Here is a 23,152-nt window from a genome sequence, read left to right on the forward strand (position 1 = left end):
CTTCTTCACCATGCTGCTGGTGGCCGGCAACACCATGGCGCAGTCGGTGCGTGAGCGCACCAACGAGCTCGCGGTGCTGAAGACGCTCGGCTTCAACGGCGGCCAGGTGCTCGCCCTGGTGCTCGCCGAGTCGTGCCTCATCGCCTGCCTCGGCGGCGGCATCGGCTTCGCCATCGGTGCGTTCCTCGTCTCCCTGGGTGACCCGACCAAGGGGGCGCTGCCCATCTTCTACATCCCGACCCAGCAGATCGTGCTCGGTGTCGCCCTGATCTTCATCCTCGGACTGGTGACCGGCGCCCTGCCGGCGCTCCAGGCCCGGCGGCTGAGGATCGTCGACGCCCTGAGGAGGGCCTGAGCATGAGCAACGCACTTTCCCAGATCGCCGTCGTCACGGCGCTCAACCTGCGCACCATCGGCGAGCGCCGCGGCGCCTCGCTGGCGACCGTCTTCGGCGTCGCCGGCGTGGTCGCGGTCTTCGTCGGCGTACTGTCGATCGGCGAGGGCTTCCGCGCCACGATGAGCTCCGGCGGGCGCGAAGACGTCGCCATGATCATGCGCTCGGGCAACGACTCGGAGATGATGTCCGGCCTCGGCCGTGAAGACACCGACATCGTCAAGCAGGCTCCGGGGGTCGCGCGCGACGCCCAGGGGCCGATCGCCTCGGCCGAGCTCTTCGTGGTGATCAACGTTCCGAAGCGCTCGACCGGCACCGACGCCAACGTCCCGCTGCGCGGCGTGCAGGCCAAGGCGCTCGAAGTCCGCGGCACCCTGAAGATCGTCGAGGGGCGGATGTTCGAGCCCGGACGCAACGAGGTGATCGTCGGGCGCGCCGCGCAGCGCGAGTTCCGCGGTCTCGACCTCGGCACGACGAATCGCTGGGGGCAGAACGACTGGACGGTGGTCGGCATCTTCGAGGACGGCGGCTCGGTGGTCGAGTCGGAGATCTGGAGCGACGCGGCGGTGCTGCAGCCGGCCTACAACCGGGGCAACTTCTTCCAGTCGGTGCGGGCGAAGCTCACCTCCAAGAGCGAGTTCCAGACCTTCAAGGACGCGATCACCACCGATCCGCGGCTGGACGTGCAGGTCGACACGGAGCGCGACTATTTCGCCGGCCAGTCGAAGGGCCTGACGGCGATCATCACCGGGCTGGGGACGATCATCGCGGTGCTGATGGGCTTCGGCGCGGTGTTCGGCGCCCTCAACACGATGTATTCGGCGGTCTCGGCGCGCACGCGCGAGATCGCGACCCTGCGCGCGATCGGTTTCCGCAGCGCGCCGGTGGTGGTCTCGGTGCTCGCCGAGTCGCTGGTGCTGTCGCTCGTCGGTGGCATCCTCGGGGCGATCGCGGCCTACTTCGGCTTCGACGGCTTCCAGGCGGCGACGCTCAACTGGCAGAGCTTCTCCCAGGTTGCCTTCAAGTTCGCGGTGACGCCGAAGCTGCTCCTCATCGGGATCTCTTACGCCATGGTCATGGGGCTCATCGGGGGGCTCTTTCCGGCCATCCGCGCGGCGCGCCTGCCGGTGACTGCAGCTTTGCGCGAGGCGTAGAAACCCGCAGCTGGGGCACTCCGGCACTCGGGATCCAAAGCGGGCTCCTATTTGAGGCGTGGTCGCCCACTTTGGATCCCGAGCGCCAGAGCACCCCTGGGAAGCGTCTCTAAGAAAAGAGGGACAGGCACCACTTTTCAGGAAAGTGGTGCCTGTCCCTCTTTTTCGCTGCGGAAGTTCCGGCTACGGCACGGCGGTCGTCCAGCGCTCCGTCGTGGCGCTCTCGAAGCCGTCCCAGAAGAGGGTGATGACGTTCGAGAAGCAGTACAGGCGCTGCTGATTCGAGCAGAAGTAGTTGTTGTCGTCGGTCCACTCGAAGACGCGTCCGACGTTGGCGCCGCCGGAACGGCCGTGGCCGGAGACATCGTTCGTCCAGTCATCGCACAGGTAGCCGTCGCCGGTGCCGTCCGCGAGGCTCCCCGTCCACACCCGGTCGTGGCCGCCGTCGAGGTAGCGACCGTCCTCCTGCTGGTGCAGGCTGTTGCGCGGAAAGGCGGGGCCGACGAGCTCGGCGACGTCCAGCGCCATGATGAGACCGTCGGGGCGCCGGAACGGCCCGTCGGTGGTCAGGCGATCGACGGCGTCCACCAGGCTGGTCGACAGCCAGGGGACGAAGGACGCCGGCGCCGGCAGGTGGGCGGCCGCGGCCAGATTCCGGCAGATGCGGAAGCCGGCGTCGATTCCGGCAAGTCCGTCGGCCGCGGGCCAGCTTCCGAGGTCTCCGGTGCCGCGCACCGAGCTCGCGAAGGCGAGCGCCCCCGGAGCCCAGCGCGGGGTGACCGTTTCGCTCGTTCCGGGCTCGAGGCAGAGCAGGTGGTTCGAGCTGTCGCACGTCGGCGAGAAGGCGCGCGTGAAGCGCTCCCCGACCCCCTGGGCATCTCCGGTGGCGCCGGTGGAGGCGCCCGCGCTCGCGCTCCAGTCGTCGCACTGCAGGGTGGAGAAGGCCTGTCCTGAGCGGTTCGTGCCGGTCCAGATCAGCCGCTCGGAGAACTCGCTCGAGATCTCGTCGAGGTTCTCGTCGAGGGAGATCGGGCGATACAGGAGAGCCTCTGGCCCGGTCATCTGGTCGAGCGTGCCGCTCCACGGCGTGATGCCGTTGGCGAGGTACCACGGACCACCGCCGGGTAGCGCAGCGCCGTTGCAGCCGGAGGAGCGTGTTCCGTCGAGCCCCTGGACGTGGCAGTAGGCGTCGGCTTCGTCGGTTGAGATCCAGGCGCGATAGGTGTTCGCGTTCGGTAGCAGCCCGGAGGCGGCGTGGACGCGGCAGATCGAGTCGGCGTGCTCGAGGGCCGTCGCGCCGGGAGCTCCAGACGCACCGGGCCAGCTCGCGAGGTCGCCCGTGCCGGTGCCCGAGGTCACGAAGGCGCGCCGCTTGACGGCCGAGGCGGGCGGGGGCAGCAGCAGGAGGGCGGCGGCGGCGAGCAGCGCGGCGAGTGGGGGCGCCTCGAAGGGGCGCAATTGGAAGGAGCCGGGTCGAGCGGTCGGGTTCGGTCGGGAGATCATGGTGGCAACGCTACCGGCGCCCGCTCCGGGTCGGTATCGCATCGCGATGCGACCGCAGGAGCGGCGCGCGCGGCGGTCGCGGGGTGGCTAGAATGACCCCTCTTCCCAAGGAGGCCCGCATGCGCATCGTTCGCTCACTTCGCCCGACCCTGGCTCTCGCCGCCGCCCTCGGCTCGTCTGCCGCGGCCCTGGCCGGAACGGTCGAAAAGACCGTTCCCTTCGCGCTCGATCAATGGATCGAGCTCGCTTCGACCGACGGACCGGTCACGCTCCACCGGCTGCGCCTGGTGCGCCAGGGCGGCGTTACCAAGTCGACCTTCATGCGGCCCGGGAACAACAAGTACCTCGCCGACGTCCAGATCCAGCTCGAGTTCACCAACGATTCGACGAACGACTGGGAGGCGCGGTTCGAGGTCGAATGGGTCGACGGCGACGGCAAGGTCATCGACGGCTACGAAGGCGACGAGGGGTTGGACAGCGAGCAGCGCCACGAGCAGCAGACGGTGACGCTCTCGACCTTGAAGTACGGCATCGACAAGGCGAAGAAGCTGAAGATCCGCATCACCACGAACCCGGACTGAGTTTGCCCGGGCGCTGCGGCGAGGTCGGCGGCCGGGGGGAGTGATGGGAGCGGTTGCCGTGTTTCGCGGACGCTAAGATCGGGCCATGCCCGAAATCCACAGCCCGCTGCCCGATTTCTCGCCGGAGGACGCCCGAAGCCTCGTCTGGGAGCGCTTCGGACTCCCCGGCGAGGTCGTGCCTCTCCCCGGCGAACGCGACCTCAATTTCCGCGTCGATCTCGCGAGCGGGAGCTTCGTGCTCAAGATCGCCCACGCCGGCGAGGCGCGCGCCAACCTCGAACTGCAGCACGCGGTGCTCGCCCACCTCGCTGTGCGCGAGCCCGGCCTCGCCCTGCAGCGCGCCGTCCCGGCGCGCGACGGCGCGACGATCGTCGAGGCGCAAGCGCCCTCGGGCGAGCGCCACTGGGCGCGACTCCTCACCTTCCTGCCGGGGGAGCTCTGGTCCGACGTCGCCGCCCGCAACCGGCCGCGCGCGCCGCTCCTCGAGAGCCTGGGTGCGACCCTGGGGGCGATCGATCGCGGCCTCGCCGGGTTCGAATCCCCGGCCGCCCAGCGCGATCTCAAGTGGGATCTGCGCCGCGCCGGCTGGATCCGTGACTATCTGCACCACATCGAGGGCGCAGGCCGCCGGGCGCTGGTCGAGCGCTGGCTGGCCGACTTCGACCACCGCGTCCGTCCGGCCCTCGCGCTCCTGCGCCAGGGCGTGATCTACAACGACGCCAACGACAACAACATCCTCGTGCACGCGGCCCCCCGGGGTGACCGCACGAGGGCGGGCGGGCGCGCCGTCGCCGGCGTGATCGACTTCGGAGACCTCTGCTTTTCGAACGTCGTCTGCGAGCCGGCGATCGCCGCGGCGTACGCGACGATGGGGCTCCCCGATCCGGTGGCGGGGATCGCCCGCCTGCTCGCCGGCTACCACGCCGCCTGGCCGCTCGAGGCGGCCGAGCTCGAGGTCGTCCACGCGCTCGTCTGCCTGCGGCTCTGCGTCAGCGTGACGAACTCGGCCTACCAGGCGACGGTCGAGCCGGGAAACCGCTACCTCACGATCAGCGAGTCGCGCGCCTGGGAGCTCCTCGAGAGGCTCTCGGCCGTCGAGCCTCGCCTGGCGCTCTACAAGTACCGCGCCGCCTGCGGCCTGCCGGCGCATCCCGACTCGCCGCGGGTCGTCGCCTGGCTGCGGGCCCACCGCGAGCGGCTCGCGCCGCTCGTCGAGCCCGATCTCGCCACCGCCCGGTTGCTCCACTCCGACTGGAGCGTCGGCAGTCCGGAGCTCGGTTCGCCGGCGGAGCGCGCCGATCTCCCGGCGTGGACGGCGCGCCTCTTCGGGCGGATCCGCGAGGCCGGAGCGTCCGCCGCCATCGGCGGCTACGACGAGGCCCGGCCGGTCTACGAGAGCGCGGCCTTCCGCCATCGCGGCAACGACCGCGACGAGTGGCGGACCGTCCATCTCGGCCTCGACGTCTTCCTGCCTGCGGGAACGCCGGTGCGGGCGCCGCTTTCCGGCGTCGTGCACAGCTTCGCGAACAACGCCGCGCCGTTCGACTACGGCCCCTGCATCGTGCTCGAGCATCGCGTCGCGGACGAGGCCGGCGCGCTGTGCTTCCACACGCTCTACGGCCACCTGAGCGCGGCGTCGCTCGCCGGTCTCGCGGTCGGGCAGGCGGTGCGCCAGGGCGATCGTCTCGCGACCCTGGGCGATTTTCCGGAGAACGGCAACTGGCCACCGCACCTGCACCTGCAGATCGTTCTCGACATGCTCGACCAGAGAGGCGACTTCATCGGCTCCTGCCTGCCATCGGAGCGCGCGCTCTGGCTGAATCTCTGCCCGGATCCGAACCTCCTCGCGCGCGTCCCGGAGACGCTCTTCCCGGCCTCGCCGCCCGCAGTCGAGGACCTGGTCGCCCGGCGTGAGAAGCGCCTCGGCGCCAATCTCAGCGTGGCGTATCGCGAACCGCTCCATCTCGTGCGCGGCTTCGGACAGTGGCTCTGGGATGCCGATGGGCAGCGCTACCTCGACGCCTACAACAACGTGCCGCAGGTCGGGCACAGCCATCCGAAGGTGGTGCGCGCGGCGAGCGCGCAGCTCGCCCTGTTGAACACCAACACGCGCTACCTGCACGAGACGATCCTGCGCTATGCGAGCCGGCTGACGGCGAAGCTCCCGGAGCCGCTCTCGGTCTGCTACTTCACCGCCAGCGGCAGCGAGGCGAACGAGCTCGCGCTCCGGCTGGCGCGCGGCCACAGCGGCCACCGCGACATGGTCGTGATGGCCGGGGCCTACCACGGGCACACGACCGCGCTCGTCGACCTCTCGCCCTACAAGCACTCGGGCCCCGGGGGCGAAGGGCCGCCCGACTGGGTGCACGTCTCGCCGCTGCCCGACACCTACCGCGGCGAGTACCGGGCCGATCCCTCCGACCCCACCGACCCCGGCGCCCGGTACGCCGCGCGCGTCGCCGAGGTGATCGCGTCGGCGCACGCCCGCGGGCGCCGGATCGCGGGCTACCTCGCGGAGTCGATGCCCTCCGTCGGCGGCCAGATCGTCCTCCCGGAGGGCTTCCTTCCCGCCGTCTACGCTGCGGTGCGTGCCGCCGGCGGACTGTGCATCGCCGACGAGGTGCAGACCGGCTTTGGTCGCACCGGAGAGACTTTCTGGGCCTTCGAGCGCTACGGCGTGACGCCGGACATCGTGGTGCTCGGCAAGCCGATTGCCAACGGCTATCCGATGGGGGCGGTCGTCACGACCCCCGCGGTGGCGCGATCGTTCGCCAACGGCATGGAGTACTTCTCGACCTTCGGCGGCTCGACCGCCGCCTGCGCCGCCGCTCTGGCGACGCTCGAGGTCACCGAAGAGGAGGGGCTGCAGGCGAACGCTGCCGAGGTCGGCAGCCGGCTGCTGCGGGGACTGCGGCGCCTCGCGGCGCGGCACCCGCTGATCGGCGACGTGCGCGGTGCCGGCCTCTTTCTGGGGGTCGAGCTGGTGCGCGACCGCACGACGCTCGAGCCGGCGGGGGCGGAGGCCGGCGAGGTCGCGAACCGGATGCGCGAGCTCGGCGTGCTCCTGGGCACCGACGGGCCCTTTCACAACGTCCTCAAGATCCGCCCGCCGCTCTGTTTTTCCGCCGCGGATGCCGATTTTCTCCTCGAGCGCCTCGAGACCGCTTTGACCGAGGTGGCCGCGGCCCCCTGACTCCGGGAAGACGGGCGGGGCGGGGCTCTCCTTTCGGGCGGGCGGTCCCGGCCCCGGGCGCTCGTATCCTTGTTCCAGTTGTGGCGTGAAAGATAGAATGTGCCGCGCCGCGGCATATTCTTGCGGCAGTGTCCGAGCGACAAGTCACGAGAGGCGGTACGAGATGAGCACGGCGAAACTGATCCTGGATGGCGCGGAGCAAGAGCTTCCGGTGGTCGTGGGCAGCGAAGGCGAGGTCGGCATCGACATCTCGAAGCTGCGCGACAAGACCGGCGCGATCACGATCGACGACGGCTACGGCAACACCGGATCGTGCAAGAGCGCGATCACCTTCATCGACGGCGACAAGGGGATCCTGCGCTACCGCGGTTATCCGATCGAGGAGCTCGCGCAGGCGCGCTTCACCGAGGTCGCCTTCCTGCTGATCTACGGCCACCTGCCGAACAAGCAGGAGCTCGCGACCTGGAGAGAGAAGCTCACGAGGCACAGCCTCATCCACGAGGACATGAAGAAGTTCTTCGAGGGCTTCTCGCCGAACGCCCACCCGATGGCGATCCTCTCGGCGATGGTGGCGTCGTTCTCGACCTACTACTCCGAGGCCGACGACGTCGATCTCAACATCGTGCGCCTGCTGGCCAAGGCGAAGACGGTCGCCGCCTTCTCCTACAAGAAGTCGATCGGACAGCCGTTCATGTACCCGATCAACGACCTCTCCTACACCGAGAACTTCCTGCACATGATGTTCGCGGTGCCGGCCGAGCCGTTCGTGGTCTCGCCGACCCTCGACAAGGCGCTGAACCTCCTGCTCATCCTGCACGCCGATCACGAGCAGAACTGCTCGACCTCGACGGTGCGCATGGTGGGCTCCTCCGGCGCCAACATCTTCGCCTCGATGTCGTCCGGCATCTGCGCCCTCTGGGGGCCGCTCCACGGCGGCGCCAACCAGGCGGTCATCGAGATGCTCGAGCACATCCAGAAGGACGGCGGCGACTACAAGAAGTACGTCGACATGGCGAAGGACAAGAACTCGAACTTCCGGCTCATGGGCTTCGGCCACCGGGTCTACAAGAACTTCGACCCGCGCTCGCGCATCCTGAAGAACGCCGCCGACGACGTGCTCGCGGAGTTGGGCATCAACGACCCGATGCTCGAGATCGCCATGAAGCTCGAGGAAGTCGCGCTCAAGGACGACTACTTCGTCGAACGCAAGCTCTATCCGAACGTCGACTTCTACAGCGGCATCCTCTACCGCGCGATGGGCATTCCGACCGACATGTTCACGGTGATGTTCGCGCTCGGCAGGCTCCCGGGCTGGATCGCCCACTGGAAGGAGATGCGCGACCAGGGTTCGCGCATCAACCGCCCGCGGCAGATCTACACCGGCGCCACCGAACGGGCCTACGTCCCGGTCGACCAGCGCTAGGCCGGATTCTTCGACAGCCGTCGTCGTGTGACGTCGCGGCGCGGCGGGCCCTCCCTCTCGCGGTACCCGTCAGGGCACTTCGGGCGGGAGGGGTGCGTCCGATTCCGCGGCCTCCCGGGCGTCGCGTTTGGCGACGCCGCTCGCCTTGTGGAGCCGGAAGTGGATCTTGCGTCGGAATCGCTCGAGGCGCTTCCAGATCCGCGGCCAGCGACCCATCATGCTGCGGAACCAGAGATGCATCGTCTGGCTGCCGATCGAAAGCAGCGCGAGGCCCAGCGCGAGCATGAGGCCGCCCTGCAGGATCGGCAGGAAGAGGCCGGCGATGCCGACCAGGATCATCAGCCAACCGAGCGTGATGACGATCACCCGCAGCCAGGTCGGCAGCGGCAGCCGCTGGAAGGGCGAGCGGTGATGACGCGGCAACCGGATCCGGGTCGTCATGAGTGGTGAAGTCTACGTGGACTACCCCATCGCGGTTTGACAAAGAGGACCGAACTCGTCCAGAATTCCTCTCGCTTGTTGAGATAGAGTCTCAACTCCATGCTACCCATGCGCGAAGAAGAGCAGTTCCTCGAATTCCTCCGCTCCCGCGGACTGCGTGCGACGGCCGAAAGGCGGGCGCTCATCCGGGAAATCTTCGCACAGCACGGTCATATCGACGCGGACTCCATCCTCGCCGCCGTGCACCAGCGAGGCCTCGCGATCTCCCGCGCCACCGTCTACCGCAATCTCGAGTTGCTCGTCCAGGCCGGCCTGGCGCACAAAGTGCGGCTTTCCGGGCGCAGTTACCTCTACGAGCACCTGCACTCGGGGCAACGCCACGACCACATGGCCTGCCGCTGCTGCGGCCGGATGGTCGAGTTCGTGAGCCCCGGCATCACCGCCCTGCTCGGCGAGATCTGCCGCGCGCACGGCTTCGAAGGGCGCCAGAACCAGCTGCAGATCCTGGGTATCTGCCGCACCTGCGCCGACGCGAATCATCCAGCGAGCGAAGCCGCCCGGCAGCCGGGCACCGGAGCCGAAATTCATGTCTGAGGATTGGAACGGCAAGATCCCCGCCCGCCTGCCGGTCCTGCAACGTCTCGCGGACCTGCCGGTCGGCAGCACCGCCCGGCTCTCCTGCCAGGAGCTCTCGGAGGGCGAAGCCTGCCTGCTGGCGGCGATGGGGATGACCGAGGGCTGCCGGCTGAAGGTACGAACCAGCGGCGACCCGTGTATCGTCGAAGTGCGCTCGACGCGCATCGGCCTGGCGCGCAGCGTCGCCGTGCGCCTCGTCGTCGCGAGCACTCCCGCCGACGCCGCTGCCGGCGACACCACCGAGACGGCGAAGCAGTAGCCATGAGCGTCGCCACCCCGGTGACACCAGCCCGCGCCGGGGCGAGTCGGAACGCACCGCTGCGCCGTCTGCTGCTGCTCGGCAACCCCAACACCGGCAAGACCACGCTCTTCAACCGCCTCTGCGGGATGCGCGCCAAGACGGCGAACTTCCCCGGCACGACGACCGACTTGCGCGTCGGGCGGCTCCAGCTGCCGCTCGGGGCCGGCCGCACCGAGGCGTTCGACGTCGTCGATCTGCCGGGCCTCTACAGCTTGAAGCTCGATCTGCCGGAGTCGCAAGTCGCCGCCAACGCTGTCACCGGCGCCGACGGACTGCTGCCAGCGGCAGCGATCATCGTGGCCGACGCGACGAATCTCTCGCGCCACCTGATGTTGGTGGGCGAGCTGGCGCGCGAGGGCATTCCGTTCGTGGTCGCGCTCAACATGATCGACCTGGCCCACAGGCGCGGCCTCTCTTTCGATCTCGAGAAGATGTCGCGCGCGATCGGCGCGCCGGTGATTGCGATCGCCGCGCGCAGCGGCAAGGGCGTCGACCATCTCCTGGCCGCGCTGCCGCAGATCTGCGCCGAAGGAGAGGTGCGGCCGCGCGAGGCGAACCGCAAGGCGATCTCCTCCGAGGAGCTCGAGCTCTGGGCCGAGACCGTCGTCGGCGAGAGCGTCGGCGGAGCCCACGCCGTGGGCAGCGGGAGCGACACGCTGCTCGACCGGATCGACGAGACCTTCACGCATCCGATCCTGGGCCTCGTCATCTTCCATCTGGTGATGGCGGCACTGTTCTGGGTGATCTTCGCCGTCGCGAGCGTCCCGATGGATCTGATCGAGGCGATCTTCGCCAATCTGGGCGGCTTCCTCGAGGCCCGGATTCCGGCCGGCGCGGTGCGCGATCTGATCGTCGGCGGGCTCATCGGCGGGGTTTCCGGTACAGTCGTCTTCCTGCCGCAGATCTGTCTTCTCTTCTTTCTGATCACGATCCTCGAGGACACCGGCTACCTGGCGCGCGCGGCGTTCGTCATGGACCGCCTGCTCTGCCGCTTCGGTCTGCCCGGCTACGCCTTCGTGCCGCTGCTCTCGAGTCACGCCTGCGCCATCCCGGGAATTCTCGCGACGAGATTGATTCCCGACCGCCACGACCGCTTCGCGACGATCCTGGTGGCGCCCTTCATGAGCTGCTCGGCGCGCCTTCCGGTCTACGTTCTGCTGACCAACTTCCTCTTCGCTGACCGGCCGCTGCTTGCCGGCATCGCCTTCGCCGCCTGCTACCTGCTCGGCGCGATCGCCGCGATGGGCAGCGCCTTCCTCGTCCGGCGCACCCTCCTGCCGGGCAAATCGCGCCCGATGGTGCTCGAGCTGCCGAGCTACAAATGGCCCTCGCTCCGGGTCGCTTTCGCCAACGCCCTCGAGCAGGGTTGGTCGTTCCTGCGCACCGTCGGGACGGTGATTCTCGCGATCTGCTTCGTGATGTGGTGGCTCTCGGCCTATCCGAAGGTGGAGCCGCCAGCGGCGGCGATCGCTCTCACGGCGCAGGCCGAGACGCTCGCCGCGGCCGAGCCTGCCGCTGCCGCGCGCCTCGCTGCCGAAGCGGCCGGCCTCACCCTCTCGCATCAGCAGGAGGCGAGCTTCGCCGGCAAGCTCGGCCGTGCTGTCGAGCCGCTGTTCGCGCCGCTCGGCTACGACTGGCGCCTGACCATGGGCGTGCTCACCGCCTTCGCGGCGCGCGAAGTCTTCGTCTCGACGCTCGCCGTCCTGGTGGGGTCGCCGGACGGGGAGGACGCCGGCATCCTCGAGCGCATTCACCGCGCCAGACGCGACGACGGCACGCCGCTGCTGACCACGGCGACAGCCATATCCCTGCTCGTCTTCTTCGTTCTGGCGATGCAATGTCTGGCGACCGTCGTGACCGTCCGACGGGAGATGAAGAGCTGGAACTGGGCGCTGCTGCAGTTTCTCTGGATGACCGGCGTGGCCTGGATCGGAGCGTTCCTGGCGTTTCATGGACTGAAGCTCGCCGGGATCGCCTGAAATGACTCTGCCGGTGTCCGATCCTCAGTTCTGGCTGGTGACCGGCGCCGCCGGACTGGCCCTGGCGCTCCTGCTGCGCCGCCTCTTTCGCCGGCCGAAATCCCCGTCGCTGCCGTGCTCCGGGTGCCCCAAGGCGGGCCGCCCGGGCACCCCGCGCCCGCTCCTCGTCGCCCTCGCGGCGCCAGGGCTCGGCGCGCTCTTCGCCCTGATGGCGCTGATGGCTCTGATGGCCGGCGTCGCCTCGCCGCTCGAGGCCGAGCTCGTGGAGCGCGACGTCGCGGCGATGGGCACGCGCCTCGCCATCACGATCGAGAGTCCCGACCGCCCGAGCGGCCTCGCGGCCAGTGAAGCGATCGTCGCGGCCGTGGAGGATGCCGAGCGCCGTCTCTCGACCTGGCGCGCGACGAGCGAGCTCGCGGCATTCCATGCTGCGCCGCCCGGATCGCGGGTCGCCCTCTCGCCGCTCGCCTGGACCGCCATGACGACGGCCCTCACCTGCTGGCGCGAGACCGGCGGGGCGTTCGACCCGACCATCGCGCCGCTCGTCGAAGCCTGGGGCCTGCGCACGGGCGGGCGGCTCCCCACCGAGGCCGAGATCGCAGCCGCCCGGAGTGGCGTGGGTGCCGGCCGGCTCGAGCTCGACCCGGAGCGCCGCGAGATCGTCCAGCCGGGCGGGCTCCGCCTCGAGGAGGGCGGGTTCGGCAAGGGGGCCGGGCTCGACGCCGCCCTGGCCGCGGCCCAGGCGCTCGCGCCCGGGGCCGAGATCGAGCTCGACTTCGGCGGTCAGCTGGCCTGGAGCGGGCGAGGCGAACCGCGCGCCGTCCGCCTCGCCGACCCGCGCGATCGCTCGCGTACCGTTCTCGAGCTGACCATCGACTCCGCCTTCGGGTCGGTCGCGACCTCCGCGAATTCGGAGCGCGGTGCGACCGTCGGGGGGATCCCTGTCGGCCACCTGCTCGATCCACGCAGCGGCCGGCCGGCGCCGGACTTCGGCAGTGCCACGGTCTTCGCGCCGCTGGCCGCCACCGCCGACTGCCGCGCGACCGGTTTGTTCGTCCTCGGGCCGGAGCGCGGCGCGGCGCTCGCGGCGCGCTGGAGTCGCGACCGCCAGGGCGAGGCGGTCCTGCTCCTCGTCGAGCCGCACGGACTGCGCGCCCTGGTCACCCAGGGGCTCGCGGCACGGGCGCGGGCTCTTTCGCCCGACCTCCTCATCGACACGATCGTTGGATCTTCTTAGGGGATTTTCGCAGGCGTAGAAGCGAGGGCGCACGGCCTGGTCTCGGGAAAGTCCGCGGCCGCCGCCCTCTCGGTCCCACAGCCTTCGGCACTACCGCCCAAGGCCATGCAACAAGGGGAGTCTAGTTCATGCACGGAAAGTCGCCTTCGGGCAGACGAATCTCGGGCGCCCTGGCGCTCGCGGTCGGAATCGCGCTGACGAGTTCTGCTTTCGCGCAGTCCACGCCTCCGGCCGGCGGCGCACCAGCCACTTCGGCAAGCAGTCCGACGAGCACCGAGCAGCTGAACCGCCTCGCCGCCGAGGTCGCCGAGCTCAGGGCGGCGATCGCCGCGCTGCAGGCGGCTGCCGCGACGCCGAAAGCCGCTGAGGCTGCGACTCCGGCGCCGGGGGCAGCGTCGACGTCCACGGCAGCGGTGGCATCGGCAGCCGAGGTCGCCGAGCTGGCGCGGCGGATCGACCTCCTGGCGGGCGAGCTCGAGCAGATGCGCCTCGGTGAGAGCGCGCCGGCGGTCGCCGCAGCGGGCGGCGGCATCTCCGATACCGGCTTCGGCCCGGCGGCGTCCAAGGTCTACGCCATCGAGCAGGGGCTGTCGATCGGCGGCTACGGCGAGATGGTCTATCAGGGATTCGCCGCGCAACGGGACGACGGCGTCGACTCGGGCAGGAAGGACGAGCTCGACTTCCTGCGCGCGGTCCTCTACGTGGGCTACAAGTGGAACGACGACTGGCTCTTCAACTCGGAGATCGAGTGGGAACACGCCAAGGCGGGCGAGGGGCAGCGCGGCGAAGTGGCCGTCGAGTTCGCCTACCTCGAACGCCGCATCCGACCAGAAATCAACGTCCGCGCGGGCCTCCTCCTGGTGCCGATGGGCTTCATCAACGAGCTCCACGAACCGACGACCTACCTCGGGGCGCGTCGTCCGGGCATCGAGCAGGCGATCCTCCCCACCACCTGGCGCGAGAACGGCGCCGGCATCTTCGGCGAGGTCGGGCCGATCACCTACCGGACCTATCTCATGAACGGCCTCGAAGCCGAGCGCTTCGCCGCCGGTGGGCTGCGCTCTTCGCGCCAGAACGGGGCCAAAGCGGTCGCCGAGAACCTCGCCTGGGTGGGAAGGATCGACTGGACCGCGATCCCGGGTTTCGTGGCCGGCGTCTCGGGTTACCTCGGCGACTCGGCGCAAGGGCTGGCCGACGCTTCCGGCGAGTTGAGCGTCGACACGCGGCTCCTGGAACTCCATGCCGAGTGGCGCGGCCACGGGTTCCAGTTGCGCGGTCTCTGGGTGGAGGGCGACCTCGACGGCGTCGCCCGCCTCAACCAGAGGCTCGCGCTCTCCGGCAACAGGTCGGTCGGCGAAGAGCTCTCCGGTTACTACGTCGAGGCCGGCTACGACGTGCTCTCGCTCGTGGAGAGCCGGCAGGCGCTCATCCCGTTCGCGCGGTTCGAGAGTTACGACACGCAGGCAGCGGTCCCCTCCGGGTTCGGTCGCAACCCTGCCAACGAGATCGAAACGCTCACCCTCGGCGTCAACTGGAAGCCGATCGAGCAGTTGATCTTCAAGGCCGACTGGCAGGACGTCGAGAACGGCGCCGGCACCGGCGTCGATCAGTGGAACCTCGCGCTCGGCTATATCTTCTGAGCCGATGAGAAGAACGACCTTCGCTCCGCTGGCGCTCGCCTCAGGGCTCGCAGTTTCGTCCCTGTCGTTGGCCCTGTCGGCGACGCCGGCGGCGGCGAAGGTGCTGCTCTCCCCCGAAGAGGCGCTGGCGCTCGCCTTCCCCGGCTGCACCATCGAACGGCAGACGGTCTACCTCACTGCGGCGGAAGCCTCCGCCGCCCGCGAGCTCGCCGGCACCGAGCTCGCCTCCGCGGTCGTCCATCCCTATCGTGCGCGACGGCTCGAGGGAGGGGCCGGCGCCCCGGAAGGGAAGGGCGGCGGCGAGGCCTGCGGCACCGCCTACTTCGATACCCACCGGGTGCGCACGCTCGCCGAGACGGTGATGGTCGCCATCGATCCTGCGGGCGGCATCCTCCGCATCGAGGTGCTCTCTTTCGACGAGCCCCCCGACTACCTGCCGCGGGTCGAGTGGTACGAGCAGTTCGGCGGGCGCAAGCTCGCGCCCGAAACCGAGCTCGGCCGCGGCATCCGGCCGGTGACCGGAGCGACGCTCACCGCCCGGGTGACGACCGACGCTGCCCGCCGCGCGCTGGCGGTGCACGCGCAGGTCGCGGCACGCAGCGCGGCACCTCCTGTGCCGCCTCTGGCGCGGCCACAGCGATGACCCGCTTCGAGGCCTGGTTGCTCCACCTCGCGACGCTTTTGGTGGGCGGGGGAGGTCTGGTCTACGCCTGGATGCGCTACCTCGTCCGCCCGGAGGATCCGTTCGCGGTGGTGAATCACCCCTGGCAACCGCAAGTGCAGCACCTCCATGTTCTCGCGGCGCCGCTCCTGGTCTTCGCGATCGGCCTGGTCTGGAAAACGCATGCCTGGCCCGGCGTGCGACTGCGTGCCGCCGCGCGCCGCCGGAGCGGGCTCGCCCTGGTCGCGACGGCGGCGCCGATGATCGCCTCCGGCTATCTCCTGCAGACGGCGACCGACCCTTCCTGGCGGCAGGCCTGGCTGGTGATCCACCTCGCCGCCTCCGGCCTCTGGCTCGGGGGCTACCTCGCGCACCAGCTCTCTTCGCGGTTCGTTCGTCCGGCCCGGCCGGAGTCGCCGCGACCTCCCGGCGGCCGTCCGCGGTAACCTTTCCCGGCTGCTGCGGTAGTTCCGGGCAGCATGAGCTCCGGAATCGCCGCCATGAAAACGCCCACCAGCCCGCTGGCTCCGCTGGCTCCAAACGACAGCCAGCTCATGGGCCGGGTGCGCGACGGGGACGTCGCCCTCCTGGGGGAGCTCTTCGAGCGCCACCACCAGCGTCTGTTCCATTTCTTCCTGCGCCTCGCCCGCAGCCGCTCGGCGGCCGAGGACCTCGTGCAGGAGGTCTTCGTGCGGATGCTCAAGTACCGCCACACGTTCCGCAGCGAATCCGACTTCGTGCCCTGGATGTTCACCCTGGCGAGGAACGCCGCGACCGACCTCTACCGGGCGCGGCCGAAAGAGCTGCCCGAGAATCCGGACGCCCCGGAACCGCAGGCCGACCTGCCGCATCCGATCGCCGGCCTCGAGCGCTCCGAGCAGGAGGCGAAGCTGCGGCGGGCACTCGCGAAGTTGCACGCCGACAAGCGCGAGATTCTGCTGATGGCGCGCTTCTCGGAGCTGAAGTACGACCGAATCGCCGAGTTGCTCGGCATCTCGGAAGGGGCAGTGAAGGTCCGGGTTCACCGGGCACTGAAGGAGCTCAAGGAGGCGTTTCTCGCCGACCCGGCTCCGCTGGCGCCAGGGAGCGCGGCAAAGGAGGTCGAATGACCAGCCGGACGTTTGCATGCGAAACGATGCAGGAGCGCCTGACGGCGCGGTTGAGCGGCGCGCTGACGCCCGCCGAGATGAGCGAGCTCGAGTCCCATCTCGCCGGCTGCGAAACCTGCACCGCCGAGGCCGCGCTCGTCGCCCAGCTCTGGGACGGTCTGGCCGCTCCCGGCGAGGGTGTTCCCTCGCAGCGGATGCGCGCGCGGTTCGATGCCGCGCTCGCCGTCGAGCGGGACAGACCGGAGAACGCGCCGCTCGCGTTCCATGGCCATGGGGGAGCGTCGTCGGAGTCGGCGTCGGACCGTTCGCAGGCACCGACCCTTGCTGCGCGGCCCGCCCCCTTCCGCCGCTTCCTGCCGCTCGCGGCGATGCTCCTCCTCGGCCTTGGCCTCGGCTATCTGACCTTCAGCCGGCAGGGGGACGATGTCGCCCTTCTGCGCCGCGAGGTGGGTGACCTGCACACGATGGTGGCGCTCTCGCTGCTCGAGAAGGCCTCGGTCTCGGAGCGCCTCCAGGGCGTCGCTTACAGCCGGGACGCCGCCGTATCGCTCGACTTCGGCAATCTCCGGGGAGAGGGCCGCCGGGAGGAGGAGAGCCGACCCGACTCGACCGCCTCAAGGGCCGCACCGGCCGCGGAGCGCGAGCAGATCGTGGCGGCGCTCTTCGCCCGGCTGCTCGAAGATCCGAACGTCAACGTCCGGCTCGCGGCGCTCGAGGCGCTGCGGCCGCTCGCGGCGCGCGACGACCGCCGGAGCGAGTTCGTCGCGGCGGTCGCGCGCCAGGACTCGCCGCTCGTCGCCCTGTCGCTCATCGATCTCCTCCTCGAATCGGGCACCGCCGCGGCCCGGCACGACCTCGAGCAGCTACTCGCCAACGATCAACTCGACCCGGTGGTGCGCGGCTATCTCCGCGACCGCCTCGGAAGGAGCGCCTGATGAACCTCGTTCGCCTCGCCCCACCCGCAGGGCATCTCCTCGCTGCCTTCGCCGGTCTCGGTCTTCTCTGGGCGTCGCTCTTCGCGCCGCCGCTCGCGGCGCTCGAGCAGCGGGAAACCGTCACCCGGACCTTCACCCTCGCAGCCGTCTCGGGCCAGCGGACGCTGGTGGTGGACAACGTCACGGGCTCGATCGACATCGAGGCCGCGAGCGGCGACACCGTCGAGCTGTCCCTGAAGCAGACGTTCATCGCCAGGAACGCCGCCGGGATGGCGCGCGCCCGCCAGGAGGTCGTGCTCGAGGTGACCGAGAACCCGGGGCGGCTCGAGCTCGTCCAGGGCGGGCCGTGGCGCTGCCAGGGCGGCGAGCGCCGGCGAGACGGCGACTGCTGCTGCGACCACGACGGCAGGGCCGACCGCGACTACCAGGTGCGCTTCGACTGGACTCTCAAGGTGCCGAAGAACCTCGACCTCGAGGTCGAGAACGTGAACGAAGGCGCGATCCGTATCACCGGCACGGTTGGCCATCTCGAGGTCGGCCATGTGAACGACGACGTGACGCTGGTCCGGGTGGCGGGTGAAGTGGACGCCAACACCGTGAACGGCGAGCTGAAGGTGGACTTCGCGGCAGCTCCGGCCGGCGACTGCCGGTTCGGCACCGTGAACGGCGACATCGAACTGGCGTTTCCGAAGGGGCTCGGCGCCGAGCTCACCTTCGCGACGCTGAACGGCGAGGTCTATACCGACTTCCCGTTCGAGCTGGGAAAGCTCCCGACGACGAGCGAACGCTCGAAGTCCGGCGGGCGGAATCACCACGCAATGGGCGGCACGACCGCGGCCACGATCGGTGGCGGCGGGATCGAGCTTGTCTGCAAGACGGTCAACGGTGACATCACCATTCGCGAGCGTTCCTGACGCCCGCTTCGGGAGACGGAAGATGAGAATCATGAGCCTGACGGAAAAGATGGCAAGAACCACCCTGAAAGCCGGGACCGCGGCCCTCTTCGCATGGCTGCTGACAGCGACGCCGGGAGCCGCCGAACGCCTGACGGTGCCGCTCTCCGATCCGTCGAAGCCGGCGGAGCTCGAAGTCTCGCTGGTGATGGGCTCGATCCAGGTCACCGGAACGACGACCCGCGAGGTCGTCATCGAGGCCCTCTCGCGCGCCGAGGACGAGGACGAAGACGATCGGGACCTGCCGGGGGATCGCGCCGGCATGCGCCGGATCCCGAACACGTCGATCGGTCTCGAGGCCGAGCAGGAGAGCAACAAGGTATCGATCTCGGCCGAGTCCTGGGCCCGCCCCGTCGACCTCGAGATCCAGGTCCCGGTCGGGAGCACCGTGCGCCTTTCGACCGTCAACGACGGCGATATCGAGGTCGAGAACATCGACGGCGAGGTCGAAGTCAGCAATACCAACGGCGAGATCCGAGTGAAGAACGTCCGCGGCCCGGTCTCCGCGACGACGGTGAACGGCGACGTGCAGGTCGTCTTCCGCGGCGCCATGGCGGCGGTGCCGATGGCCTTCTCGACCTTGAACGGCGATGTCGACATCACCTTTCCCGCCGACCTCAAGGCCGACGTCCGGATGAGCTCGGTCAACGGCGAGATCTACTCCGACTTCGACGTGTCCGTGACGACCGAAACGGTCGCCGGCGTGGACGAGAAGCCGAAGAAGGGCCGGACCCACGTCGTCATCGAGCGCGAGATGCGGGGCAAGATCAACGGCGGCGGCGCCGAGATCCTGTTCAAGACGTTCAACGGCGACATCCTCCTGCGGCGCGCCAAGAACTAGCCCGCGTCGTCGCAGGGCGGCAGCCGCCAGCGCGGGGTCGCCGATCGCCGATCGCCGATCGCCGCTCCGGGGAAGGGGGCTCTGTTCCGCAGCTGGAGTAGAGTCCCCTTTCATGTGTGCAGAGAAGGCCGACGAGACCGGCTCGAGCCCGGTTTCCGAAGCGGAGCCAGGCCTGGCTCCGCGGTCCGCAAGGGAGCCAAGCCTGGCTCCGCGGTCCGAAACGGAGCCAAGCCTGGCTCCGCCTTCAGACGTCACCACACTCTTGGCCGCCGCGCGGAGCGGCGAGAGGCGCGCCTCCGAGGCGCTCTACGACCGCGTCTACTCCGAGCTCAAGCGGCTGGCGCACGTCCAGCTGTCGGTGCATGGGCGCCCCGGGCAGACGCTGGACACCACCGCCCTGGTACACGAGACCTTCCTGCGGCTCGCTGGTCCGGCCGGCGCGGCGCCCGCCGACCGCGCCCACTTCTTCAATCTCGCCGCGCGCGTCATGCGCCACGTCATCGTCGACTTCGCCCGCCGTCGCGACGCCGAGAAGCGAGGGGGCGGCGTCGTACCGATCGAGCTCGAAGAGGCGGCGCATCGGTTGGCCGATCCGGGAGGGACGCTGTCGATCGAGATGCTGGCGCTGGACCGCGCCTTGGGCGAGCTCGAGCGCGCCAGCCCCGAGCTCGCGCACCTGGTCGAACTGCGTTTCTTCGCCGGTCTCGCACTCGAGGAGATCGCCCCGATCGTCGAGCGCAGCGAGCGCTCGTTGAAGCGCGACTGGCGGCGGGCGCAGGCCTTTCTGCGTGCCGCCCTCGATGGCAAGGCGACCCCCCCCAGGTCCGGCCCGACGGCATCGTGAATCGAGGACGTTCGCGCCCCCTGTCCCCCAGCGTCGGCCGCCCGCGCATCCAGCAGCGGAGGGTATTGGTCAGCAGATGAAGAACCGCTGGGAGACGATCTTCGACGAGCTCGTGGAGGAGAGCGCGGAGGTGCGCGCGGCGCGCCTCGCCGCAGTTGCGGCCACCGACCCGGAGCTCGCCCGGTTTCTTGCGGAGCTGCTCGCCGCCGATCGAACGGAGGAGGAGCTCATCGGTGCGCCGCTTCTCGCCCGCGCGCCGGTCTTCGTCGCCTCGGCGCTCGAGTCGGGAGTCGCCCGGCTCGAGGGAGACGCGGCGGCCGGCGCCGACGTCGTCGCCATGACGATCGAAGACGCCGAGACGATCGGTCCCTATCGCCTCGTGCGCCGCATTGGCGAAGGCGGCATGGGTGAGGTCTTCCTCGCCGAACGCTCCGACGGCGAGTTCGAGCAGCGCGTCGCCCTGAAGCGGATCCGTGCCGGCCTCGATTCGCACGCCATCGCCGAGCGCTTCCTGCGCGAACGCCAGATTCTCGCCCGCCTGGAGCATCCGGGAATCGCCCACCTGCTCGACGGTGGCTCGACCGACGACGGCGATCCCTATTTCGTCCTCGAGCACGTCGAGGGCCTGCCGATCACCGAGTGGTGCGAGCGCCGCTTCACACCGCTCGAGACCCGCATCCGCCTGATGATCGAAGTGGCGGACGCCGTCGATGCGGCGCACCGCCAGCTCGTCGTGCACCGCGATCTCAAGCCGACCAACATCCTGGTGACCGCGAGCGGCCGGGTGAAGCTGCTCGACTTCGGCATCGCGAAGCTCCTGCAGCCGGAGGCGTTCGACGAGCGCCAGACCCAGCTCGGCGGGCAGCCGCTCACCCCCGCCTACGCCGCGCCGGAACAGATCCTCGGCGAGGCCGTGACGACGGCGACCGACGTCTATTCGATGGGCGCCCTCCTCTTCGAGCTGCTGACCGGCCGCCCGCCTTTCGACCGCGCCGGGCGGCCGCTGCCGGCGCTGGTGCGCGCGGTCGATTCGGAGACCCTCGAGCGGCCGTCGGTCGTCGCCGCCGGGGCGGGCGAGGCCGAGCCGGAGCGCGAGATCCTGCGCGGCTTCGCGCCGCGGCTCGCCGGCGATCTCGACTCGATCGTGCTCAAAGCGCTCCACCGCGAGCCGGCGCGGCGCTACCCCTCGGCGGCCGCACTGCGCGACGATCTGCGGCGCTTTCTCGACGGCCGCCCGGTGAAGGCGCAGCCGGACAGCGCGAGCTACCGGGCGAGGAAGTTCATCGGCCGTCACAGCCTCGGCGTCGCGGCGGGCATCGTCTTCGCTGCGGCGTTGGTCGCCGGCATCGGCGTCGTTCTCTGGCAGGCGGAGCTGGCGCGCGGCGAGGCGCGCCGGGCCGATCGTGTGCAGACTTTCCTGATCGAGCTCTTCCGCGAGGCCGACCCGAGCCAGACGCTGGGCGAAACGATCACGGCGCGGGAGATTCTCGAGAAAGGGGCTAGCCGCCTCGAGGAGCAGCTCGTCGAGGAGCCGGCGGTGCGCGCCGAGCTGCTCGACACGGTCGCGCAGGTCGAGCGCAACCTCGGGCTCTTCGAACCGGCCGCAAAGCGCGCCGACGCCGCCATCGCCCTGCGGCGGGGGAGTGGCGCGGGTCGCGCTTCGGGCAGGGGGGCGAGCGGTCCGAAAGAGCTCGCCGCCAGCCTCGTGACGCGGTCCGAGATCCATTTCGATCTCGGCGAGCTCGCGCCCGCGAAGGCCCTGCTGGACGAGGCGCGCGCCCTCTACCCGGCAATCGACTCGATCGCGCTGCCGCTCGGAAGGCGATGGTCCGAGGTGCGGTTCTCGATCCTCGGGCAGCAGCTGGAGGTGGAAGCGGCCGAGGCGTTGGCACGGCGCTCCCTCGCCCAGTGGATGTCGGGCCCCGACCCGGACCCACTGGAGATCGCCCACTGGCGGCTCGGTCTCGCCGGGCTGATGATCGACGCGAGCCGCGTCGTCGAGGCCGAGCCGCTGGTCCGCGAAGCGCTGCCGGCACTGGTCGAGACCAAAGGGCGCAATCCCCTGCGCCTCGCCTCGGCCCGCCTGCAGGCGGGCGAAATGCTCGACGTCCTCGGCGACGAGGACGAAGCCGAGCGCTGGCTCGTCTCCGGTCTGGATCTCCACCGGTCGGCGCTCGGCCCCGACCACCCCGAGGTCGCGCTCTGGGAGATCAAGCTCGGCTATCACTGGAGCGAGCGGCGGCGTTACGACGAAGCCGAGCGCGTTCTTCTCCACGCCGCGAAGGTGCTCGATGGCATCGGGCACTACGACGCCGGATCGGCGCTGCGCTACTACGGATTCGTCGAGATGGGGCGGGAGCGTTTCGATGCCGCCTACGAGCAGTTCGTGGAGGCGGAGCAGCGCTTCCGGCGGATCCTCGGCGACGACGGGCCGCTGCAGCGCGCCGCGCAGCTGTCGCAGGGTTGGGCGCTGGTCAAGGCGCGCCGCTTCACAGAGGCGAGGGCCCTGCTCGAGAGTCTGGCGGCGGTTTCGGAGAGGGTCGACGGGCCGCAGAGTCTGCCGCTGCGCTCGGCGCTCAAGTATCTGGGCGAGGTCGAGCGCGAGCTCGGGCGGCCCGAGGTGGCGCTCGCGCAGCATCGCCGGGCGCTCGCTATCGAGCGCCATGTCTACGGCAAGGACGAGCACCTGGGGATCGCAGCGTCCCGCTACCAGATCGCCCTCGACTTGCTGGCGGCGGGGGATGCGAAGTCGCTGGCCTTGGCCGACGAGGAGATCGCGACCGCGATTGCCGTCGTCCGCAGGCTGGATTCCGATGCCCCCCGCCTCGACGACTTCCTCCAGGCGAGCGCCCGCATTGCCTTGCAACGCGGCGACCCCGTCCGCGCCCGCCGCGACCTCACCGAAGCCGTCGCCCGCTTCCGCGCCCACGACGGCCCCCTCCACCCCCGCACCCTCGCCGCCGAGCGCGACCTCGCCGCGCTCGACCCCCCTCCGCGCAACCCTGAAGAGCGCGTCCGAGTCGGCCCCTCCCCGAGCTGAGAGAAATTCGTGACAGTTACCGATTTTTCAGCTTGGCGATCGGAAATTGGGGGCGCCGGTGCTAGGCGATTTGCGGGGGGTGCGCGCGAAGGCGACGGCGGCGGCCAGCGCTCCGGCTAAGGCGGTGGCGGCGGCGAGGTCGAAGGCGGCGGTGAAGCTCTGGCCCTCGCCCAGAGTGCGGTGCGCCCAGGCGCCGGCGACGGGGCCGAGGGCAAAGCCGAGCGAGCCCGCGACGTTGAAGCCGGCGAGGGCGCTGGCGCGGGTCTCGGGGGCGGTCCACTCGGCGG

At 70.1% G+C, this 23,152-nt stretch carries 21 protein-coding genes; 18 read left to right on the top strand and 3 right to left on the bottom strand.

Annotated features, from left to right (window positions below):
• The coding region (locus KBI44_00735) for an FtsX-like permease family protein (GenBank protein ID MBP9142981.1) at positions 1-355 on the top strand (355 nt) is incomplete at its 5' end.
• A gap of 2 nt (positions 356-357) precedes the next feature.
• On the top strand, positions 358-1,548 hold the full coding sequence (locus KBI44_00740; GenBank protein MBP9142982.1) for an ABC transporter permease: 1,191 nt from the start codon (positions 358-360) through the stop codon (positions 1,546-1,548).
• 183 nt (positions 1,549-1,731) lie between these two features.
• On the opposite strand, the gene KBI44_00745 is transcribed toward KBI44_00740, so the two are convergent.
• Positions 1,732-3,051 (bottom strand): hypothetical protein, encoded by a 1,320-nt coding sequence (locus KBI44_00745; protein ID MBP9142983.1) that lies wholly within the window; start codon positions 3,049-3,051, stop codon positions 1,732-1,734.
• Positions 3,052-3,170: 119 nt separating this feature from the next.
• On the opposite strand from KBI44_00745, the gene KBI44_00750 reads away from it, so the two are divergent.
• The 3 genes from KBI44_00750 (at position 3,171) to KBI44_00760 (ending at position 8,248) form a co-directional block, all read left to right on the top strand.
• Positions 3,171-3,632 (top strand): hypothetical protein, encoded by a 462-nt coding sequence (locus KBI44_00750; protein MBP9142984.1) that lies wholly within the window; start codon positions 3,171-3,173, stop codon positions 3,630-3,632.
• 85 nt (positions 3,633-3,717) lie between these two features.
• On the top strand, positions 3,718-6,825 hold the full coding sequence (locus KBI44_00755) for an aminotransferase class III-fold pyridoxal phosphate-dependent enzyme (GenBank protein MBP9142985.1): 3,108 nt from the start codon (positions 3,718-3,720) through the stop codon (positions 6,823-6,825).
• Between the two features lie 163 nt (positions 6,826-6,988).
• On the top strand, positions 6,989-8,248 hold the full coding sequence (locus KBI44_00760; GenBank protein MBP9142986.1) for a citrate synthase: 1,260 nt from the start codon (positions 6,989-6,991) through the stop codon (positions 8,246-8,248).
• Between the two features lie 69 nt (positions 8,249-8,317).
• Here KBI44_00760 and KBI44_00765 read toward each other — a convergent pair whose 3' ends face one another.
• Positions 8,318-8,689, bottom strand: coding sequence for a hypothetical protein (locus tag KBI44_00765; protein MBP9142987.1), 372 nt, complete (start codon positions 8,687-8,689; stop codon positions 8,318-8,320).
• Positions 8,690-8,788: 99 nt separating this feature from the next.
• On the opposite strand from KBI44_00765, the gene KBI44_00770 reads away from it, so the two are divergent.
• The 13 genes from KBI44_00770 (at position 8,789) to KBI44_00830 (ending at position 22,865) form a co-directional block, all read left to right on the top strand.
• A complete protein-coding gene (locus KBI44_00770; protein ID MBP9142988.1) occupies positions 8,789-9,283 on the top strand; it encodes a transcriptional repressor in 495 nt (164 codons plus the stop codon).
• Positions 9,276-9,584 (top strand): ferrous iron transport protein A, encoded by a 309-nt coding sequence (locus tag KBI44_00775; GenBank protein MBP9142989.1) that lies wholly within the window; start codon positions 9,276-9,278, stop codon positions 9,582-9,584. Before KBI44_00770 ends, KBI44_00775 begins: the two co-directional genes overlap by 8 nt.
• A 2-nt stretch (positions 9,585-9,586) precedes the next feature.
• Entirely contained in the window at positions 9,587-11,605 is a 2,019-nt protein-coding gene (locus tag KBI44_00780; protein ID MBP9142990.1) for a ferrous iron transporter B, read from the top strand.
• 1 nt (position 11,606) lies between these two features.
• The gene (locus tag KBI44_00785; GenBank protein ID MBP9142991.1) at positions 11,607-12,842 is read left to right on the top strand and encodes an FAD:protein FMN transferase; all 1,236 of its coding nucleotides are present in this window, start codon (positions 11,607-11,609) and stop codon (positions 12,840-12,842) included.
• A gap of 128 nt (positions 12,843-12,970) precedes the next feature.
• Positions 12,971-14,482, top strand: a complete 1,512-nt coding sequence (locus KBI44_00790) for a hypothetical protein (GenBank protein ID MBP9142992.1) — start codon at positions 12,971-12,973, stop codon at positions 14,480-14,482.
• Between the two features lie 4 nt (positions 14,483-14,486).
• A complete protein-coding gene (locus KBI44_00795; GenBank protein MBP9142993.1) occupies positions 14,487-15,125 on the top strand; it encodes an FMN-binding protein in 639 nt (212 codons plus the stop codon).
• Positions 15,122-15,589, top strand: a complete 468-nt coding sequence (locus tag KBI44_00800) for a hypothetical protein (GenBank protein ID MBP9142994.1) — start codon at positions 15,122-15,124, stop codon at positions 15,587-15,589. Before KBI44_00795 ends, KBI44_00800 begins: the two co-directional genes overlap by 4 nt.
• Positions 15,590-15,643: 54 nt before the next feature.
• Positions 15,644-16,252, top strand: coding sequence for an RNA polymerase sigma factor (locus tag KBI44_00805; GenBank protein MBP9142995.1), 609 nt, complete (start codon positions 15,644-15,646; stop codon positions 16,250-16,252).
• On the top strand, positions 16,249-17,187 hold the full coding sequence (locus KBI44_00810; GenBank protein MBP9142996.1) for a zf-HC2 domain-containing protein: 939 nt from the start codon (positions 16,249-16,251) through the stop codon (positions 17,185-17,187). The genes KBI44_00805 and KBI44_00810 overlap by 4 nt, the downstream gene beginning before the upstream one ends.
• The gene (locus tag KBI44_00815; GenBank protein MBP9142997.1) at positions 17,187-18,101 is read left to right on the top strand and encodes a hypothetical protein; all 915 of its coding nucleotides are present in this window, start codon (positions 17,187-17,189) and stop codon (positions 18,099-18,101) included. The genes KBI44_00810 and KBI44_00815 overlap by 1 nt, the downstream gene beginning before the upstream one ends.
• A gap of 31 nt (positions 18,102-18,132) precedes the next feature.
• A complete protein-coding gene (locus KBI44_00820) occupies positions 18,133-18,981 on the top strand; it encodes a DUF4097 family beta strand repeat protein (protein MBP9142998.1) in 849 nt (282 codons plus the stop codon).
• Between the two features lie 112 nt (positions 18,982-19,093).
• Positions 19,094-19,825, top strand: coding sequence for a hypothetical protein (locus KBI44_00825; protein MBP9142999.1), 732 nt, complete (start codon positions 19,094-19,096; stop codon positions 19,823-19,825).
• A 76-nt stretch (positions 19,826-19,901) separates the two neighbouring features.
• A complete protein-coding gene (locus KBI44_00830) occupies positions 19,902-22,865 on the top strand; it encodes a serine/threonine protein kinase (GenBank protein MBP9143000.1) in 2,964 nt (987 codons plus the stop codon).
• 27 nt (positions 22,866-22,892) lie between these two features.
• Here the strand turns inward: KBI44_00830 and KBI44_00835 are convergent.
• Positions 22,893-23,152 (bottom strand): hypothetical protein (locus KBI44_00835; protein ID MBP9143001.1); only part of this gene is annotated, 260 nt, incomplete at its 5' end.

Source organism: Thermoanaerobaculia bacterium (assembly GCA_018057705.1).
In the GTDB taxonomy this organism is placed as follows: Bacteria; Acidobacteriota; Thermoanaerobaculia; order Multivoradales; family JAGPDF01; genus JAGPDF01.